Raw genomic sequence first — 18,514 nt, forward strand, 5'->3', positions numbered from 1 at the left:
CGTGGTGGACTGATCCCCTACAAAAGATGAACTGCGGGTGAACTGGCCAAGGCAGACGGGGTGAGAACAACTTCGGGGCGAGCGTACGTGATCTGCGTAACCCGACATTCGGGACTTAGGCAAGCCTTGCTATAGTTTACCGGATCGCACTCATGGCAACACCCTCACCCACCCCGGCTTCGACCCCCCGGCACGTCGACCCACCGGCATCCCGACCCGGCACGCTTTCGCGTTTCCGCTGCGCGGCGATCGACCTGCTGCACGGACACAACCGGGCGGCACTGGTGATCGGCCCGCTCGACCTCCCGTCCCGCGCGGTGGCCGCCGACCGGATCGTGCGCCTCGCGCGGGTGGGGCCGCACTCCCGCGTCGGCCTCCTTCCCTCGCCCCATCGACGCGAGTGGGTCTTCGACCCCGACGCCGCCGCCGACTCGGTCGTCGACGCGTCACCGCCGGCGCCCGGCACAGACCCGGCCCGCCTGTTCGATGTTCTGTACTCGTTGCCCCACCGGCCGTTGCGGATCGTGCTGGCCGGCGACCATCTCGCCCTGGACTACGACCACGGACTCGGCGACCTCACCCTGCTGAATCTCATCGTCGACGTCATCGTGGGCGCGGTCGACCCGTCGACGCTGCCGCGCCGGGGACCTGTTCTCCCCCCGCTGCTGGTCGCGTCTGCGATCACGGTGGCCGACCCGCGCCGCGCCGTCTCGCTGCTGCGCTTCCAGCGGCACCGCGAACCCGTCGAGCCGCCTCGCACCCGACGCCCGGTTCCGCCACGACGGCCGGTCTCCGCGAACGTCCACATCGCGGCCCCCGCGGTGGACGCGATCCGGGCCGGGCGGACGTCGTCCATTCCGGGAACGGGGCTGTTCGCCATCTACACGGTTGCCCTGGTCGCGGCGCTGACCGAGGCGGGCGTCCGGCTCGACCCGATGGTCACGTTGCCCTTCGACGCCCGCACATACCTGCCATCCGCGACGCGGACCTACGCCAATTTCTCTGCCGGGCTGAGCTTCCCCGTAGACGAGGCCACCTCGGCTGCCGCGCTGCAACGCGCGATGACCGCGTCGGCCCGGATGGGACGGCCGACCGCCAACCTGGCACTCGCCACGATCAAGACCCTGTGCCGTCCCCGCGACGACCGCGACTCGGCGTCGCCGGCCCAGCACGTCCCGGCCGACGGTCGGGTCCGTGCCGAACTGCTCCACTCGAGTGTCGGCCACCTGCCCGGACATGAACGCGGCTGGCAATGGTCCGACCCCGCCCGCGCCGCGGTCATCGGGGTGGCCACGCCGCCGTCGGCAACCGGGATCACGGTCACGACCGGTTTCGTGGGCGGCGCGGTCTCGATGACCGCGGCGTTCCGCGACGACGTCTTCGACCCGGCGCGCATTCGCGCGGCGATGGACGCCGTCGCCGGGCACGCCGCACGGATCGTCGGGGTGCCCTGACGTCCACCACTCCCCCGGTCACACCACGAACCACATCTGATCCCGAGCTACCGAAGGCCGAAACCGTGCTGTCCTCCCATCCTGTCGATCCACTGGCCGACCAGGCGACCCCCGTCCCGGGTGCCCCCGACCCCGACGCCCCGGTCCGCCCCTATCCGACCCTGTCGGTGGTCGTCTGCTGTTACACCGAACGCAGGCGCCGGCTGCTCGACATCGCGATCGCCGAGATCCGGGCACAGCTCGGCCCCGGCGACGAACTCGTCCTCGTCGTCGATCACAACGAGACCCTGTGGGCCGACCTCGCGGCCGCACATCCCGACGCGGTCGTGTGCGCGAACGAGGGATCCCGCGGGCTCTCCGACGCGCGCAACTCCGGCACCGCCGCCGCCCGCGGTGACATCGTCGTCTTCATCGACGACGACGCGTGCCCGGCACCGGGGGCACTCGCGGCCGTTCGGGCCCGATGCACGGACGCCGACGTCGTGGCGGTGGGGGGAGCCGTTGTGGCGCAGTGGGATTCGCCCGCGCCCCGGTGGTTTCCCGAAGAATTCGGATGGGTGATCGGTTGCGACTACCGAGGACTGCCCGGCGACGGCTCGGCCATCCGCAACCCGATCGGCGCCGCCATGGCGGTCCGCCGGGACGCACTGACCGACATCGGCGGATTCTCGACGCGGCTCGGCCGGCGCGGCACGATGCCCGCCGGGTGCGAGGAAACCCTCATGGGCATCGACCTGCGTCGTCGCGATCCTTCCTCGAAGATCGTGCGCGACACCACTTTCGGGGTCACCCATGCGGTGACCGACGACCGCGCCCGGTTCGTCTACTTTGCCCGTAGGTGCTACCAAGAGGGACGCTCCAAGGCGATTCTGTCCGAATTGGCCGGCACCGGCGATGCCCTGTCGAGCGAGCGGAGATACACCACCCGGGTGCTGCCCTCCGGGGTCTGGCGTCATCGCCGGACCCCGAGTCGTGTCGGCGCGCTCGTCATGGGCTTCGTGTTCACCTGTGCCGGATACGTTTCCGGCCTCGCCCGCCGCGACCGGGGTGTGTCCCGATGATGGGGCCCGGACGACTGCTGGCGTCGATGGGCGCGGTGGTGGCGACGGCGGTGTCGGCGTGTTCGGCACCGACCGTCCTGGCCGAACCCGACAACGGGCCCGAGGTCATCTTCGTCGACGAGTTCGACGGCCCCGCGCGTGCACCGGACGACCCCTGGCAGATGATGACCGGCGGCGGGGGCTGGGGCAACGACGAAGCGCAGGTGTACACCGACTCGCCGGCCAACGCCCGGATCGACGGCGAGGGACATCTGGCCATCACCGCGCGACGGGGACCCGACGGTTACACCTCGGCCAGGTTGTCCACGAAGGACCGGTTGTCGGTCACCTACGGCCGGGTCAGTGCCCGCATCGCCGTACCCGCCGGCACCGGCCTTCACCCCGCGTTCTGGATGCTCGGCGACGACATCGACGAGGTCGGCTGGCCCGCGGCCGGGGAGATCGACATCATCGAGACACTCAACCAGGCACCCGAGTACCACACCGGCGTCCACGTCCCGCAGGCATCATCCGAACGGGGACAGAACATCTCGAGGTCGGGCGTGCCCGCCCAGCCACTGGCCTCGACCTTCCGTACCTACTGGGTGAACAAGCTCCCGGGCCGGATCGAGAGCGGGATCGACGACCAACGGCTGTTCGTCGTCGAGCCCGGGGATCTGGCACCGGACTCGCGGTGGGTACTCGATCAGCCCTTCCACCTACTTCTCAACCTCGCCGTCGGGGGCAACTGGCCCGGACCGACCGACGACACGACACCTGCGGAGAACATCATGCTCGTCGACTGGGTCCGGGTGACCGCACCGTGACAACCGACTACGTCCACGACGCGGCGGGTGCCACCGCCGAGCCGGACCCCGTCCCACTCGATCCCGCGATGCCGCTCGAGGGCGCCCCCGAATGGCCGGGCGCCACCTGGGTAGGGATGCTCGATGTCGCCGAGATCACCGGCGACGACCGGGATCCCGATTCGGTCTCCGACGGAATGGTCACGTGCGCCCCACTCGACGCCGCCGGTTATGGGCGAGCCCGGGTTCTCCTCCGGCACGGGTCCGCGCCCATCCGGTTCGTCGACGCCCCGATCGTCGACGGCCTGGTGCGTGTCCCGGTCGCACCGTACGCTCTGCCGGACTTGCCATCTCGTGCCTCACTGCCGCCGATCAGCGTCGTCGTCTGCACGCATGAGCGGCCGGGCATGCTGGCCGATGCACTGTCCTCGTTGCAACGACTCGACTATCCCGACTACGAGGTGGTCGTCGTCGACAACGCACCCCGCACCGACGGCACGCGACGCGTGGTGGACGCGCTCGACGATCCGCGGTTCCGGCTCGTGACCGAGCCGGTGGCCGGACTGTCCAACGCGCGCAACGCCGGTCTGCTCGCCGCCGCTCACGACCTCGTGGCCTACACCGACGACGACGTCGTCGCCGACGCCGGGTGGCTGCTCGGCCTGGCCCAGGGTTTCGGCCGGTCACCGGAGATCGCGTGTGTGTGCGGAATGGTGCCGAGCGGGGAATTGCGGACGCGGTCCCAGATCTACTTCGACTGGCGGGTTTCCTGGGCGGATTCCATGCGGGCACGGGTCTTCTCGCTCGCCGACCCACCGTCGGATCTCCCGTTGTTCCCCTTCCAGATCGGCGTCTACGGCACCGGTGCGAACTTCGCGATCCGCCGGGACGTCGCCCTGGCGCTGGGCGGATTCGACGAGGCGCTCGGGGCCGGGACACGAACGCGGGGAGGCGAGGACATCGACATGTTCTTCCGCATCCTGACGGCCGGCCATGCGCTGGCCAACGAGCCGGATTCGATCATCTGGCACCGGCATCGCAGCACCGACGAGGATCTCCTGAAACAGTCACGGGGATACGGACTCGGGCTCGGTGCATGGCTGACGAAGGTCGCCACCGAGCGGCGTCATCTCGCGCTCGCCCTGCGCGTACTCCGGCGCCGGTCGCGAGCCGTCGCGAGAGCCGGTGCCGCCTACGGCGCGATCACCAGGCCACCGGAGGGGATCGCGGACGGCGTTGCGGCGCAGGCAGGCCGGCGTGAGGTGTTGTCGGTCGTCGGCGGGCCCGTCGCTCTTGCACGCGAACGGCTTCGCGGCCGGCGCGCCAGGCCTCTGGCGAAGGCGCGGTCGTGACGGCCGCCGCGGAGGCCGCGCCGTCACCTCCCACCGACGCCGACGCCCGGGCCGGGATCTCCCCGGCACCGGCCGGACCGTCGGGGTCCGTCGCGGTCCTGAGCCTCGTCGCCGCGATCGCCGGACTCGTCGGCGCCCTGCCCCTGCCGTCGGTGCCGAGCGCACTGCTGGTGGGCTTCTTCGTTCTCTGTGGACCCGGTGCCGCCGTGTGCACCTGGGTGACACTCCCGCGGCGCACCGTGCTCGCCGCGGTACCGACGCTCGGCATGGCGCTGACCACCCTCGTCACCATCGCCGCGCTCTGGTCGTCGTGGTGGCATCCGACGGCACTCCTCGTGGCCGGCAGCGTGGCGGTCCTGGCATCCGGCATCGTCCACCGTCGGCGAACGCACACCCCGGCGCCCGACGTCCGGGAGCTGCGGAGTCGACTCACATCCCGCGGACTCACCGCGGTCCGCAGTCCGGCGCTGCGCTCCACCGGCTTTCGCGTGTCGGTCGCATTGTGCGTTGCGGCGCTGACCTGCTGGGCAGTGGCCGTGCCGACGCTGCCCAGCGTTGACGCGAGCTACTACGGCCTGTTGTTCTCCGGCAGCGGACGTCTGCTCATCCCGGCGACGGTGCTGACGGCGGCCGCAGCAGTCGTCGCGATCGCCACCCGCAGCAGCTCCGGACTGGTCGTCACCATCGGCACCGCGATCGTCGTCAGCCGCGTGACCACCTGGCTCGGTACCGAGATGCCGCTCTACGACTGGACCTACAAGCACCTCGCGGTCGTCGACTACATCCAGGACACGGGCACGCTCACCCCGGGCGGCACTGACATCTACGCCCAGTGGCCCGCCTTCTTCGCGGTCGCCGCATGGTTCTGCGACGCCACCGGGCTCGATCCGATGGTCCTGGCGCATCTCTTCGCCACGGTCGTCCACATCCTGCTCGCGGTCGTCGTCTATGCCACCGCCCGCACGTTGTCGATGAGCCGTGTCGTCGCACTGACCGCGGCTCTCATCGTCGAGACGGTCAACTGGGTCGGCCAGGACTACTTCGCGCCCCAGGCGTGGGCACTCGTCCTGGCCTACGGTGCGATCGCCCTTCTGCTGGCGTCCCGGCGTGCCCCGCGAGCCGCAGTCCTGGCGATCATCCCGTTCGCGGCGATCGTGCCGAGTCATCAGCTGACACCGTTCTGGGTTCTGGGTGCGGCCGTCGTACTGGTGGTCCTGCGCCGGGTGCGGCCGTGGTGGGCGGTGGCCATCATGCTCGGCATCGCCGGCGCCTATCTCCTGGCCAATCTCGAAGCCGTCGCGCCGTACGGCATCCTTTCCGGGGGTAACCCGATCGACAACGCGGCCACCAACTTCACGATGGCCGGTGTCCCCGCCAAGGAGACGACGTCGACGGTGTGCCGCGCCCTGTCGGCGGGCGTCGTGATGGCGGCGGGGATCTGCGCGCTCATCGGCTGGCGCCGCCGACGCGCACACTGGCTCACCCTGGCCGTTCTCGCCTTCTCCGCCCTCGCCCTGCTGCTGGGACAGAGTTACGGCGGCGAGGCGATCTTCCGTGTGTACCTCTATGGGCTACTCGGGTGCGCGCTGCTCATCGCGCCCACCCTCGTGTGGTTGCTCACCGGCTTCGCACGCGGCGGCCGCGACCGGTTGCGCGCCGCCGGTGCCGCGATCCTGGTCTGTGCGGCGACTCTCGCCGGGATGTACTCCTACGTCGCGCTGTGGCCGGTGATCGTCGAGACGCGCGCGCAGTACGAGGCGATCGACGCCATCACCGAGACCGCCGAGCCCGGAACCCGGTTCATCACACTGCATCCGGCGGGCATGCCCACCCGGACGAACGGCAACTACGCCCCGATGACGCTGGCGAACCCCTACTTCGACTACCCGCTCAGTTTCGACCTCGCGGGCGACCGGATGACGTTCCCCAGTCCCGAACAACTCGGCGACCTCTTCTGGAAGGTCGACCAGTCCGACAAGCCGACCTACGTCACCTTCACCGAGCAGTCTCGTCGGATCTCCGAGTACTACGGCACCTACCGCCCCGGTGCGGCAGCGGAACTCGAGGCGGCCCTGCGGGTCGCGCCCGGTTGGCGGCTGATCCACGAGGACGGCGACACCGCGATCTTCGTCTTCGAACCGAAGCCCGCCGCCTCTGCTCCCTGATCCGAAAGAACGACCTGCTTCCTGCTCCCTGATCCGAAAGAACGACCTGCTTCCTGCTCCCTGAGGTGCGAGGAGCGCAAGCGACGAGCCACGAAGGGTCCGGCAAACACCCACGCGACCGATGAACTTCAACTCGACTGATGGACTTCGATCGAAGTCCATCAGTCGAGTTGAGGTTCATCGGTAGAGCGCGAGACGCCGGCGACCACACGGTCGCCGGCGTTCGTGTCACGCGAGTAGTCCAGCGTTGCGGCCGAACGTCTTTCGATGCTGCTCAGCGGACGGCTGAGGCCTTCGCGTCGCGATGGAGACGGCGCTCGAGGCCGATCGTCCGGAGCACGCGCATGCCGTCGGTCAGGGCGTTGAGGTTGCTGCGTCCGTGGATTCGCTTGGACTCCCGGCTGCCGACCTCCCGGATCGTCAAGCCGCTGCGCGCCATCCGCACGTTGATGATCGTCTCGATTTCGAATCCGTCGCCCCACTGGGGTTCGTCGAAGTCGGTGAGCGGAAGGTCGAGGACGTCCAGGTGCCGACGCCAGAATGCGTTGTAGCCGTAGCAGAGATCGGCGAACGAGGTGGCGAAGATCCGGTTCACGAGCCAGTTGAGGCCCTTGTTGCCGACGCGGCGGAAGGCGGTGATGTCATCGCTGTGTCCACCCAGGGAGAAGCGGCTGCCCTTGGCGAGGTCCGAGCCGGCCACGAGCGCTCCGACGAAGTCGGGGATCTCGGCGGGATCGGTGGACCCGTCGGCATCGATCATGACGATGATGTCGCCGGTCGCCACCTCGAACCCGCAGGCGAGCGCGTTTCCCTTCCCGGAACGGGTCTGCGAGACGATCGTCGCGTCGGGCCACAACGACCGCGCGACGTCCACCGTTCCGTCGACCGACGCACCGTCGACGACGACGATCTGATCCACGGGCGGCATCCGCTCGGCAACATACGGCAGGTTGAGCGCTTCGTTCCGGGTCGGGATCACCACGGTGACAGTCGGTTTCGCCGTCTCCCCGATCCCGGCCTCGGAGACGCCCAGTTCGTTCTCGAACTCCGTCAAGTCGTCGAGCACCGCCGGATCGGCACCCCCCGTGCCATTCCCAGCGTCGATCAAGTCGGTCACCATTCCTCCAGAGCATTCGCATCATCGATAAGCCATGAAGCGCCCCCCACGACGCTCAGCGAGAAGAAGCATAACCAGTAAGGTTAGGCTTCTCTTACTTTGTGATCAGCTTCATACGAACCGCCCAAAACGGACTCGCAGATGCGCACGGGGTCCTCGCCTTCCGCACTCCCCGCCGGTCAGGGCGCCGTCGACCCGAAAAGGGCTCCGGCACCACCGAATGGAAGCAATCTTCAGGATAGGCTACCCTCAGCTCGGATCCGAGCGCCCCGCCAGATCTACAGCCGCCGGATCGGATCGGAGATGTCAGTGTTCGACGCGCACACGCCGTCTCGACGATCACAAGACCGACTCGGGTCCCATCCGCGGATCTCGGCGACCGCACACCGATCCGGACTCCGACGGTGACCGTCACCCACCGTCGCATCCGGACGCGACGGGGACTCACCAGAAACCCGGGCGGACTCCTCGGCGACCAGACGGGCGTGGGCTTCAACATCATGGCCGTCATGACGTCGAGTCTGGCGACCGGCGTGCTCGGGTTCATCTTCTGGACGATCGCCGCGCGCGGCTACACCACCGCGGAAGTGGGTCGGGCGTCGGCGCTCATCACCTCGGCGACGCTGCTGGCCACCTTGTCGAATCTGAGCATCGGCAGTCTCTACGAACGCTTTCTGCCGGTCGCGGGCGGCAACGCACCGCGAATGATCACGTCGGGGCGCATGGTGATCATCGGTGCCGCACTTCTCCTCGGCCTCGGTTTCGTCCTCCTCGGACCGGTCGACTCGCTGTTCATGAGCCCCTGGGAGACTTGGCTTTTCCCGCTGTTCGTGGCCGTTCTCGGCATCTTCGCCATCCAGGACCAGATCCTCATCGGCCTGGGCCGTTCACGAACGGTCGCCACGAAGAACATCTCCCAGTCGACCATCAAGCTGGTCCTCGTGACGGCGTTCATCCCGATCGCCACCGGATTCGCCGTCTTCTGGGCCTGGGTCCTACCCGCCGCGGTGATCGCGGCGTGGGTGGGTCTGGGCGCGATCCGTCGAACCGCACGCTCGATGACCGGGCCGGGCACATTGCCGCGGCCCGGCGAGATCGCCCAGTTCTACGCCGGCTCACTGGGGATCACCGCCGTCGGAGTGGTCGTGCCGCTCATCGTCCCGCTGGTCATCGTGGCGCGCCTGGGCACCGAGATGAACGCCTACTTCTCGATCTGCTGGCTGGTCGTCAACACCGCGGCGATCCTCCTGCACGCCACGTCGGCACCCTTCGTGGCCACCGCCGCGGAGCCCGGCGCCGATCTCCGGTCGGCAACGCTCCGGTTCATCGCCCTGTGCGGCGGCGCCGGGGTCATCGGCTGCGTCGTGCTGTTCGTCACCGCGCCCTGGATTCTCGCGATCATGGGACCGCAGTACGCCGACGAGGGCACCGACCTGATCCGCTTGATGGCGCTCACCCTGCCGACGGTGTCGTTCGTGACGATCTACACCGCTCTGGCCCGCGTGCGCCGCAAACTGCGTCTCGCGGTCGGCGTGCAGGGCGTGTTCGGCGTGATCGTCCTGTGCGGCATCGTCTTCGGCGCCGACCACTGGGGCATCATCGGCGTCGGTTACGTCTACCTCACGGCCAACGTCGCCATCGTGATCCTCCTGCTCGTTCCCGGGCTGCGCCTCATCCGGCAGGCCCTCACCCCCACCACCACTGCTGCCGAGCTCTCGGCGAGGACGACCACACCATGACCATCGACACCTCTCGTGGCCCCCTGGCCGCGGTGCCCACGCCTGTCTCCGCCCCCGAGCCGGACCTGACCGGCGGACTGGCGCACGCGTTCGCGACGGCGGCCGACCGGTTCGGGGACGCGATCGCGCTCCGCTTGTCGGACACCGTGATCAGCTACCGCGAACTCCTCCGCGCCGCACGGGGAGTCGCCGCCCGCATCCGCGACCTGCAGCCCACTGATCAGGGCCCAGTCGTCGTCCAGCTCGGTCTGTCGCCGGACACCGTCGCCGTGGTCCTCGGCGTCTTCCTGACGCGGCGCCCCCTGGTCACGCTCGACACGGCCCTGCCCGCGGAGCGGATCGACGCGATCCTCGCCTCGCTGCGCACCCACGGTCGGCCACCGGGACTGGCCATCGCCGACGCCGAACACATGGACGGGTTGCGCGACTGCGGAACCCGATGTGATCTCCCGGTCGTCGAGACGACCGACCTCCTCGTCGACGCGGCGTCCGCACCGGACACGGCGGCGCGGGCGGTCGAGACCGAGGACACCCGATCCGGATCCGACGCCGCGTTCGGGGTCACGAACATCCAGTTCACGTCCGGTTCCACCGGAACGCCGAAGGGCGTGCTGCAACCGGGCGCGATGTGGCTGTGTGACTCGATCTTCATGCGGGAGCGCTTCGGGCTCGGTGAGCGCTTGCGCGTCGCCCTGTGCATGCCGATCAGTTTCGGCGGCGGGTTGAACGTCTTGATGGGTTCACTGCTGAGCGGCTGCGATGTCCTCGTGGCCGACCCCAGGCAGGGCACGCCGACCGACCTGCTCGACATGATCGCGGCGGAGCAGATCCACACCGTCTTCCTGACCCCGTCGCTGCTGCGTTCACTCGTTCGCTCGAGTACCGCCGGCACCGTCCACCCCGCGTGGTCGGCGGTGCGGCGGGTCATCACCACCGGTGAGCCGCTCACCGGTGAATCCGCGACCGCCACACTGTTGTTGGCACCCCAGGCGACGGTCACCAACTGGGCCGGTTCCTCGGAGACCTATGCGATCGGGCACTTCGACGTCCGCGCCGGCGACCCCGCGCGAACAGGACCGCTGCCCGCCGGCACACCGGCGCTCCACAAGACGGTGAGGGTCGAACGGTCCGGACGGGTGTCGATCTCCTCGCGATACATCGCTCTCGGCTACCTCGACCCGGCCGGCGACGTCGATCGGTTCTCTACCGACGACAACGGGATTCGCACGTTCCACTCCGGAGACAACGGGCGGTTCGACGGCGAGGACCTCGTCCTGCTCGGCCGCGCCGACGATGCAGTGAAGATCCGGGGTTACCTCGTCGAACCGGCCGAGGTGAGCGCAGCGCTCCTACGCGAGGGCGATCTCTCCGAGGCCGTCGTCATCGCGCGCGAGAATGCGAGCCAGACAATAGAACTGATTGCATACGTGGTCCCGGAGGGAAACCGGCGCACACCGCCGACCGCCGCCCTGCGCGCGCGCCTCCGCGAGGCGTTGCCCCCCTGGATGGTCCCGGCGCACATCGTCGAACTGTCCGACCTGCCCCGCAATGCCCGGGGCAAGATCGATCGCACCGCCCTGCCCGAGCCCCGGCGCCACGTCGAACCCGTTGTCGGCGAACTCGAATCATCCGTCGCCGCGACCTGGGCCGGCGAACTCTCGCTGGATGTCGTCGGGCGGACCGAGAACATCTATGCCTTGGGTGCGGATTCGCTGACGATCCAGCAGATCATGGTGCGCCTCAACTCGACGCACCGAGCGGGCCTCACCCAGTCCGACATGGCCTCCGCGCCGACCGTCGCCGAGCTCGCGACGATCATCGCCGCCCGCACCGGCGGCTCGGGCACGGGGTCGCGGGATCGGCGAGGCGAACGCCTGGCACCGACGACGATCCCGTTGCGCCGGGGACACGGGCGACCGGTCTTCTGTTTCACCGGCGCGGGCGCCTCGGCACTCACGTTCGTGCCGTTCGCCGACCGCGTCGGCGAACTCGACGGCGTCGGACCGGTTTTCGCGTTCGCACCGCACGGCCTGGACACCCGCGGGATCCCCGACTGGACGGTCAACGCCGCCGTGCGTCGCCATCTGCGCGACTTGCGTCGTATCCAGCCCGAGGGACCCTACGTCCTCGTCGGGCACTCGCTGGGAGGGTTCATCGCCCTGGAGACCGCGCGACGACTCGAGGCCGAGGGGCACCGTGTCGACCTGGTGGTCGTGGTGGACACGTTCGTCCCGCCGCGGATCCTGCATCGCGCCAAACGCGCCGACCCGTCCCTCACCACCACCCCGGTGTACGAGCCGCTTCCGCGGAAAGAACTGTGGCGCCGACGCATTCGCGTCCCGCTCGCGGGCGTGGTGAAGACCTCGCCGACCGCCGACGCCCAGGCCCTCGAGGAACTCGGCGTCCGGGTCGGCCGGCTGCATCGCCCCCGCCCCTATTCCGGGCGCGCCCTGGTGGTGCAGGGCAGCGAGAACCGCGACGAACCGTCGATCTGGCGACGCCACATCGTGACCGGGGACGTCGACGTCCTCCGTCTCGACTGCAACCACCTGTCCGTGGTCCGCGAACCCCACATCGGCGACATCGTCGACGCCATCGACAGCGTCCTGCGAACGCGGGACCGGTGAGACTCAGCCGTAGGCGACGTCGACGGCGTAACGGGTGAACCCGAGCCGCTCATAGGTGTGCAGCGCGGCGGCGTTGTCGCCCTCCACGTAGAGGTTGATCTCCGAGACGCCTGCGCGCGCGAGATGGTGCAGTCCGGCCAGCGTCAGCAACCGGCCGAGCCCCCGGCCCTGTGCGGCGGGATCGACCCCGACGATGTAGACCTCGCCGAGGTCGGCGTCGTGCCGCTTGGTCCAGTGGAACCCGAGGAGCCTGCCGGGCTCGTCGCCGGCCTCGGCGCCGGAACGGTCGAAGGCGAGGAACAACCCCTCCGGATCGAACCAGTCGGCGCCCACCCGTTCGCGGATCTGCTCCGCGGACCAGCCACCCTGCTCCGGATGCCAGTCGAAGGCCGCGTTGTTCACGCGCAGGATCTCGGCATCGTCGGACGGTCCGGCATAGGTCCGGAGCTCGACGGTCGGGTCGACGACGAGTTCCGGGAGTTCGTGGCCGGCTCCGACCGGACGACGCAGCTGCAGCAGTTCGCGACGCTTCGTCAGGCCCATGGATGCGGCGAGCGCCACCGCGCCGGGCAGGTCACCGTGCGCCCACACCCGCACCCCGGCTCCCGACTCGGGAACGGATGCGGCACCGAAGGCCGCGTCGAGCAGTTGCCGGCCATGTCCCTTGCGCCGATGCGCCGGATCGACGACCGCCTCGATCATCGCCGGCTCACCGTCGCGACCCGGGACAATGACGGCATAGGCCGCCGTCGACCAGACATGCACGACCGGCGATCCGTCCGGAGCGTCGAAGGCCGTCACGGCGCCCTCCGAGAGCGGGGCGACGCCGTCGGCCGCTGTCGCATCACGCACCAGGCGATGAGCGAAAGCCGCGACATCGTCGGGCAGCGCGCCCCGATGCACCTGCACCTGATCAGTTTCCGGCGCTTGCACTGAACTCCTCGTCGAAGGAATCCGGACCGTCGAGAGCGCCGTCGAAGTCGTCGGCGTCCGCCTGCTCGGCACCGACCGGGCCAGGACCCGCCGGCTCGTCGTCGGACAGATCGGTGTCGGCTGCCGCCGCCCGGCCCCGCGTCGGACGCACGGCCTTGTAACCCACGTTGCGCACTGTGCCGATCAGCGATTCGTGCTCGCTGCCGAGCTTGGCGCGGAGTCGACGGACGTGCACGTCGACGGTGCGGGTGCCGCCGAAGAAGTCGTACCCCCACACCTCCTGCAGCAGCTGCGCCCTGGTGAACACGCGACCCGCGTTCTGCGCCAGATACTTCAGGAGTTCGAACTCCTTGTAGGTCAGGTCGAGCGGACGTCCGCGCAGCCGCGCGGTGTAGGTCCCCTCGTCGATCACGAGTTCACCCAGGGTGACCTTGCCCGAGGACTCCTCGGCCGCGACCCCGCGGGTGCGCACCACGAGCAGGCGCAGCCGGGCGTCGAGCTCCGCGGGACCGGTCCCCGGCAGCAGGAATTCGTCGATACCCCAGTCCGCGTTGACCGCGACCAGCCCACCCTCGGTCAGCACCGCCGCAACCGGCACCGAGGAGCCGGTACTGCCCAACAGCCGGCACAGTCCACGAGCTGCGGCCAGATCGGCGCGCGCGTCGACCAGCGCCACATCGGCGTTCCCCGCCTCCATGAGTGACGACACCTCGGTCGGAGCGGTCCTCACCGTATGCGCGAGGAGCGACAACGACGGCAAGACCGACTCCGGATTGGGGTCGGCCGTCAACAACAAGAGATCCACCAAGCACTCCGATCTCGTTCGTCCCCGTCCCGGACCATCCAGATCGCTCACCACGACGTGAACGCCACCCCCACATGCGCTCGGCGATTGTTTACGCCGCCTTACCAACGTGTGCGGGATAGGTGACAGAATAGCGCCACCGGGGCGGTTCGCTGTTAACAAGGCGACCTCGACCGCAGGATGACGACGACGGGGAGGGTGATCGGCCGAGTATGCCGCGCATCCGGAAAGTGCTCGTCATCGGCATCGTCGCCGCCCTTGCCGCAGTGGGGGTCGCCGTCGGCGTCGACGTCGGGGCCGCCGTCCGCGGGGAATACCAGCTCTCCCGCGCGATCGCCGAATCCCCCCGCGTGACTTTCGATCCCGAGGTCACCATCGCCGGTTTCCCGTTCACCTCCCAGTCATCCGCCGGTCACTTCGCGGGTGCCACCATCGCCGCGCGGGGCGTCGAACTACCGGGATGCGAGCCGGTTCGCGGTGTCTGCCGGGGTGAGCTGGGTGCCTCGCTCGGCCCGTTCGACGTCGCCGACGGCAGCGGATTCTCCCCGAGTGATGTTCTCCACACCCGCTCGATCTCGGCATACACCCGCCTCGACGCCGTCACCCTCGCCCGGTACCTGCGCATCGTCGACCTGACCGTCAGCACCCCGGGGCCGGACGGCAAGGCCGGTGCGGGTGGCCCCCAGGACGGCACCGTCAGTCGCCAGAGCGGCGTGGTGTTCACCGGTACGGTCGCGCTGCCGCCGCGCGACGGCCTCGATCCCGCCGACCCGCCGTCGGCGTCGGCCTACGACGGGCCGAAGATCCGAGTCAGCGTCTCCGTCGACCTCACCGTCGTCGACGGCGCACTGGACATCCGGGCCACCGGCTTCTACACCGGGCCCGAACGCCACCTCGACGCCGAGGTCCCGCCCGAGATGCGCACCGCGGTACTCGACCGGTTCAGCATGACTCTCCCCCGCCTGCCGATGGCCTGGGATGTCACGGCCGAGCGCGCGGAGAGCTTCGGCGGGGACGTCCAACTGGTCGGCGATTCGGGTCCGGCCGCGGTCCGTCCCGACCGCTTCTGACGCGACCGTCCGAGGAGACTCTGAGCAGTTCAGACGGGTTTCTGGCGGTGTCGGCGCCAAAGCACCCCGGCCGTTGGGTGCGAGATCGGCTCTGTTGTACCCTCGTGGGCATGCAGCAGCGCCGTGAGTACTTGCTCACACGACGCCGGGCGATCGACTTCTGTCGTGTCGCCGACTGTTGTTGTCGCACTCGCCGTTGACGGTGTGACCATCCGTGCTGCGTGAGCAGCCGGTCGCCCACACCGTCGATGAGGACGGGGGCGTCTCCACCGAGGTCTGAATCCTCGATTCCATGCGCCGCCACCCGCGCTCATCATCTCCGCCGAGAACGCGGGAATCCGTCCCGCGCCTCACCGTTCTCCATCATCTCCATCTGATCGACGACCATCACAGATCCACTGGAAAGGACACCGCCATGGCACGTTCCGACGTCCTGGTCAGCACCGAATGGGCTGAGCAGAACCTCAATGCCGACAAGACCGTCTTCGTCGAGGTCGACGAGGACACCTCGGCCTACGACGGCGGCCACATCGCCGGCGCCGTCAAGCTCGACTGGAAGACCGACCTGCAGGATCCGGTCCGCCGCGACTTCGTCGACGCCGAGCAGTTCGGCGCCCTGCTCTCCGAGCGCGGCATCGCCAACGACGACACCGTGATCCTCTACGGCGGCAACAACAACTGGTTCGCCGCCTACGCCTACTGGTACTTCAAGCTGTACGGCCACAACGAGGTCAAGCTGCTCGACGGCGGCCGCAAGAAGTGGGAACTCGACGGTCGCCCGCTGTCCAGCGATGCCGTCAGCCGCCCCGCCACGACCTACAAGGCAGGCGAGCCGGACCTCAGCATCCGCGCCTTCCGCGACGAGGTCGTCGACGCCATCAACGTCAAGAACCTCGTCGACGTGCGCAGCCCTGACGAGTTCTCGGGCAAGATCCTCGCGCCGGCTCACCTCCCGCAGGAGCAGAGCCAGCGTCCCGGCCACATCCCCAGCGCCATCAACGTGCCGTGGAGCAAGGCCGCCAACGAGGACGGCACCTTCAAGTCCGACGAGGAGCTCAAGGAGCTCTACGGCGAGGCCGGCCTCGACGGCTCGAAGGACACCATCGCCTACTGCCGTATCGGCGAGCGCTCGAGCCACACCTGGTTCGTCCTGAAGGAACTGCTCGGCCACCAGAACGTCAAGAACTACGACGGCAGCTGGACCGAATACGGCTCGCTGATCGGCGTCCCGATCGAACTCGGAGAAGGAAAGTAAGAGATATGTGTGCTGCACCCAAGCAGGGACAGAAGCTGCCCGCGGGCGTCGACGTCGAGAAGGAGGTCGTCCTGACCGGACAGGTCACCGACGGCTCGGGCTCGCCCGTCGCCGGCGCCTTCGTCCGTCTGCTCGACTCGACCGGTGAATTCACCGCCGAGGTCGTTGCCTCGCCCACCGGTGACTTCCGCTTCTTCGCCGCCCCCGGCACCTGGACGCTTCGCGCCCTGTCCGCTGTGGGCAACGGCGACGTGACGATCAGTCCCGAGGGCCCCGGCATCCACGAGAAGGACATCACCGTCTCGAAGTGACGCCGATGTCGACCAGACAGCCCGGTCACCGCATCCGCGGTGACCGGGCTGTCTCGTTGCGACCCTGCGGAGGCCCACCCGCCGGCCCGGGGTTAGAATTTCTCTCGTGGTCCTCTTCTTCGAAATCCTGCTGATCCTGGCCGCTGTGCTGATCACCTGGTTCGGTGTCTACACGCTGTACCGCCTGGTGACCGACGAGTCGTGACGTCCGCACCCGGAGGTCCGGCCGCGGACAATCCAGGTCATCCGGAGCCCTCCGATGACGGGTTCGTCGCCGACGCCGAACTCCGCCGGTCCGGCGACGAGGCGATCAGTCAGGCCGAAGCCCGTGCGGCGGAGTCCGGCAGCCGGGAACGCAACATCCCCACCTGGGATGATCTGCCGCTCCCCGCCGACACCGCCAACCTCCGCTTGGGTGCCGATCTCCACCCCGGCCTCCTCGCCCTGCTCCCTCTCGTGGGTGTGTGGCGCGGAGAGGGTGAAGGGCATGATCCCGAGACGGACACCGATTACCACTTCGCACAGCAGATCGTCGTCTCGCACGACGGTCAGAACTTCCTCGCCTGGGAGTCCCGCTCGTGGGTGATCGACGAGGACGCCTCCTATCAACAGCCCGATCTCCGCGAATCCGGATTCTGGCGGATCGGTGAGGACGACTCCATCGAGTTGCTCCTCGCGCACGCCGAGGGATCGATCGAGCTCTTCTATGGCACCCCGCTGAACCAGACCACCTGGGAACTCGCCACCGACGTCGTCATCAAGGCCGAATCCGGCCGACGCACCGGCGGCGCCAAACGCCTGTACGGCCTCGTCGCCGATGGCGACCTCGCCTACGTCGAGGAACGCGTCGACGCCGACGGGGACCTCACCCCGCGACTGTCCGCCAAGCTGCGCCGCCACGTCGGCTGATCGGGCCGGAACCCCCGCGTCGCCGATCCGAGAACGCCATGTACAGATTCCGCTTCGGGAGCGCGCTGTACACCGGCGCCCCGAGCATGACGACGACCGACCCGTAGGCGGTGGCCTCGCCCGGACGTCCCGCCCAGCCGGGATGCACCGTCCCCGACGGCGACATGTACGGTCCGTGCCCGGCCGTACCACCGACACGCCGCCCGACGACCGAGAACACCTCGGCCCGCGCGGCACGTGGGGACAGTTCGAAGCAGACGCGTTCTCCCGGTGGACACTCGACGAAGGTGATGTCGGTCCCGGATCGATGCACCACGCCGATCCAGTCACGGCCTGAGTTGCGCACGACGAACGTCGAGCCGCCCGTGCGGTACTGATACGAGATGCCCGCCGCAGCGGCGTCGAGGATCTGTCTGCCGGAGACACCGCCGTTCCACTCCGCGCTCCACGGGGTGAGATACCGGGCATCGAGAAACTCGCGCCGAGTGGGAATCGGCAGCGTCACCGGCATCACCCGTCCGGACCGCACCCACACCGCGCCGTACAGAACCGGCCGCCCGCCGGTGGTGCGCGGCGCCTGCACATAGGTGAGTGAATCACATTCCGGCAGAACGATTTCCGAGCCGGGAGTCAACGGTTCGAGATACGACGTGCCGTCGGCGAGCAGAACCACCGCGGCGGCATCGCGCACGCCGCGGTTGTGGATGGTGATGCGGTCACCGATGTCGTGGGACGTGCCTTCGGCGTGGAACGACCCCGCGTGGAACAACCCGGCGGCGTGGGGATCGGCGAACTCGAAACGGGGTGGCGACGCCGTCCCGAAGTCCGGATCGCCCGGGGTCCAATAGCGTTCGCCCACGCCGGGTTCATCCCGGTTGCGGTTCGACTCTCCGACCGCCGCGGCGACAGATGTGGCCACCATCGCTCCTTC

The 18,514-nt window shown here is 69.0% G+C and carries 15 protein-coding genes; 11 read left to right on the forward strand and 4 right to left on the reverse strand.

The genetic code is table 11. The features are described from left to right. The first annotated feature begins 152 nt into the window (after positions 1 to 152). From KTR9_RS20570 to KTR9_RS20590, 5 genes are all read left to right on the forward strand, one after another. Positions 153 to 1,454: a hypothetical protein gene (locus tag KTR9_RS20570; RefSeq protein WP_044507186.1), complete on the forward strand. Its 1,302-nt coding sequence runs from the start codon at positions 153 to 155 to the stop codon at positions 1,452 to 1,454. A gap of 65 nt (positions 1,455 to 1,519) precedes the next feature. After that, positions 1,520 to 2,515, forward strand: a complete 996-nt coding sequence (locus KTR9_RS20575; protein WP_014927970.1) for a glycosyltransferase family 2 protein — start codon at positions 1,520 to 1,522, stop codon at positions 2,513 to 2,515. A 26-nt stretch (positions 2,516 to 2,541) separates the two neighbouring features. Beyond that, the gene (locus tag KTR9_RS20580) at positions 2,542 to 3,321 is read left to right on the forward strand and encodes a glycoside hydrolase family 16 protein (protein ID WP_014927971.1); all 780 of its coding nucleotides are present in this window, start codon (positions 2,542 to 2,544) and stop codon (positions 3,319 to 3,321) included. Continuing rightward, a complete protein-coding gene (locus KTR9_RS20585; protein WP_083888993.1) occupies positions 3,318 to 4,652 on the forward strand; it encodes a glycosyltransferase family 2 protein in 1,335 nt (444 codons plus the stop codon). The genes KTR9_RS20580 and KTR9_RS20585 overlap by 4 nt, the downstream gene beginning before the upstream one ends. Beyond that, positions 4,649 to 6,817 carry a hypothetical protein gene (locus tag KTR9_RS20590; protein ID WP_014927973.1) on the forward strand — a complete coding sequence of 723 codons (2,169 nt, stop codon included), beginning with the start codon at positions 4,649 to 4,651 and terminating at the stop codon, positions 6,815 to 6,817. The genes KTR9_RS20585 and KTR9_RS20590 overlap by 4 nt, the downstream gene beginning before the upstream one ends. A gap of 274 nt (positions 6,818 to 7,091) precedes the next feature. On the opposite strand, the gene KTR9_RS20595 is transcribed toward KTR9_RS20590, so the two are convergent. Then, complete coding sequence (locus tag KTR9_RS20595) at positions 7,092 to 7,937, reverse strand: glycosyltransferase family 2 protein (protein WP_044507188.1); 846 nt, start codon at positions 7,935 to 7,937, stop codon at positions 7,092 to 7,094. Between the two features lie 401 nt (positions 7,938 to 8,338). Between KTR9_RS20595 and KTR9_RS20600 the strand changes: the two genes are divergently transcribed. Together KTR9_RS20600 and KTR9_RS20605 are read left to right on the forward strand one after the other, a co-directional pair. Next, on the forward strand, positions 8,339 to 9,673 hold the full coding sequence (locus KTR9_RS20600; RefSeq protein ID WP_044507190.1) for a lipopolysaccharide biosynthesis protein: 1,335 nt from the start codon (positions 8,339 to 8,341) through the stop codon (positions 9,671 to 9,673). Next, the gene (locus tag KTR9_RS20605) at positions 9,670 to 12,300 is read left to right on the forward strand and encodes an alpha/beta fold hydrolase (protein ID WP_014927976.1); all 2,631 of its coding nucleotides are present in this window, start codon (positions 9,670 to 9,672) and stop codon (positions 12,298 to 12,300) included. The genes KTR9_RS20600 and KTR9_RS20605 overlap by 4 nt, the downstream gene beginning before the upstream one ends. 3 nt (positions 12,301 to 12,303) lie before the next feature. Here KTR9_RS20605 and mshD read toward each other — a convergent pair whose 3' ends face one another. Then, complete coding sequence (gene mshD, locus KTR9_RS20610; RefSeq protein ID WP_044507192.1) at positions 12,304 to 13,209, reverse strand: mycothiol synthase; 906 nt, start codon at positions 13,207 to 13,209, stop codon at positions 12,304 to 12,306. A 4-nt stretch (positions 13,210 to 13,213) separates the two neighbouring features. Further along, positions 13,214 to 14,038, reverse strand: a complete 825-nt coding sequence (locus KTR9_RS20615) for a winged helix-turn-helix domain-containing protein (protein WP_044507194.1) — start codon at positions 14,036 to 14,038, stop codon at positions 13,214 to 13,216. Between the two features lie 212 nt (positions 14,039 to 14,250). Here KTR9_RS20615 and KTR9_RS20620 point away from each other — a divergent pair, with 212 nt between their 5' ends. The 4 genes from KTR9_RS20620 (at position 14,251) to KTR9_RS20640 (ending at position 17,583) form a co-directional block, all read left to right on the forward strand. Continuing rightward, on the forward strand, positions 14,251 to 15,108 hold the full coding sequence (locus KTR9_RS20620) for an LmeA family phospholipid-binding protein (protein ID WP_014927979.1): 858 nt from the start codon (positions 14,251 to 14,253) through the stop codon (positions 15,106 to 15,108). A 415-nt stretch (positions 15,109 to 15,523) separates the two neighbouring features. Next, positions 15,524 to 16,363, forward strand: coding sequence for a sulfurtransferase (locus tag KTR9_RS20625; protein ID WP_010840618.1), 840 nt, complete (start codon positions 15,524 to 15,526; stop codon positions 16,361 to 16,363). Between the two features lie 5 nt (positions 16,364 to 16,368). Further along, positions 16,369 to 16,674 carry a DUF1416 domain-containing protein gene (locus tag KTR9_RS20630; protein ID WP_004022024.1) on the forward strand — a complete coding sequence of 102 codons (306 nt, stop codon included), beginning with the start codon at positions 16,369 to 16,371 and terminating at the stop codon, positions 16,672 to 16,674. 201 nt (positions 16,675 to 16,875) lie between these two features. Continuing rightward, positions 16,876 to 17,583 (forward strand): FABP family protein, encoded by a 708-nt coding sequence (locus tag KTR9_RS20640; protein ID WP_014927980.1) that lies wholly within the window; start codon positions 16,876 to 16,878, stop codon positions 17,581 to 17,583. Here the strand turns inward: KTR9_RS20640 and KTR9_RS20645 are convergent. After that, positions 17,540 to 18,505: a hypothetical protein gene (locus tag KTR9_RS20645; protein ID WP_014927981.1), complete on the reverse strand. Its 966-nt coding sequence runs from the start codon at positions 18,503 to 18,505 to the stop codon at positions 17,540 to 17,542. The two genes, KTR9_RS20640 and KTR9_RS20645, sit on opposite strands and share 44 nt — an antisense overlap. Positions 18,506 to 18,514 lie beyond the last annotated feature (9 nt).

It is taken from the genome of Gordonia sp. KTR9 (assembly GCF_000143885.2).
In the GTDB taxonomy this organism is placed as follows: domain Bacteria; phylum Actinomycetota; class Actinomycetes; order Mycobacteriales; family Mycobacteriaceae; genus Gordonia.

Excerpts from the sequence above, each read along its gene's own strand:
- KTR9_RS20570 (WP_044507186.1), top strand. The coding sequence starts at position 153 with ATGGCAACACCCTCACCCACCCCGGCTTCGACCCCCCGGCACGTCGAC.
- KTR9_RS20580 (WP_014927971.1), top strand. The coding sequence starts at position 2,542 with ATGGGCGCGGTGGTGGCGACGGCGGTGTCGGCGTGTTCGGCACCGACC.
- KTR9_RS20595 (WP_044507188.1), bottom strand. The coding sequence starts at position 7,937 with ATGGTGACCGACTTGATCGACGCTGGGAATGGCACGGGGGGTGCCGAT.
- KTR9_RS20605 (WP_014927976.1), top strand. The coding sequence starts at position 9,670 with ATGACCATCGACACCTCTCGTGGCCCCCTGGCCGCGGTGCCCACGCCT.
- KTR9_RS20620 (WP_014927979.1), top strand. The coding sequence starts at position 14,251 with ATGCCGCGCATCCGGAAAGTGCTCGTCATCGGCATCGTCGCCGCCCTT.
- KTR9_RS20625 (WP_010840618.1), top strand. The coding sequence starts at position 15,524 with ATGGCACGTTCCGACGTCCTGGTCAGCACCGAATGGGCTGAGCAGAAC.
- KTR9_RS20630 (WP_004022024.1), top strand. The coding sequence starts at position 16,369 with ATGTGTGCTGCACCCAAGCAGGGACAGAAGCTGCCCGCGGGCGTCGAC.
- KTR9_RS20645 (WP_014927981.1), bottom strand. The coding sequence starts at position 18,505 with ATGGTGGCCACATCTGTCGCCGCGGCGGTCGGAGAGTCGAACCGCAAC.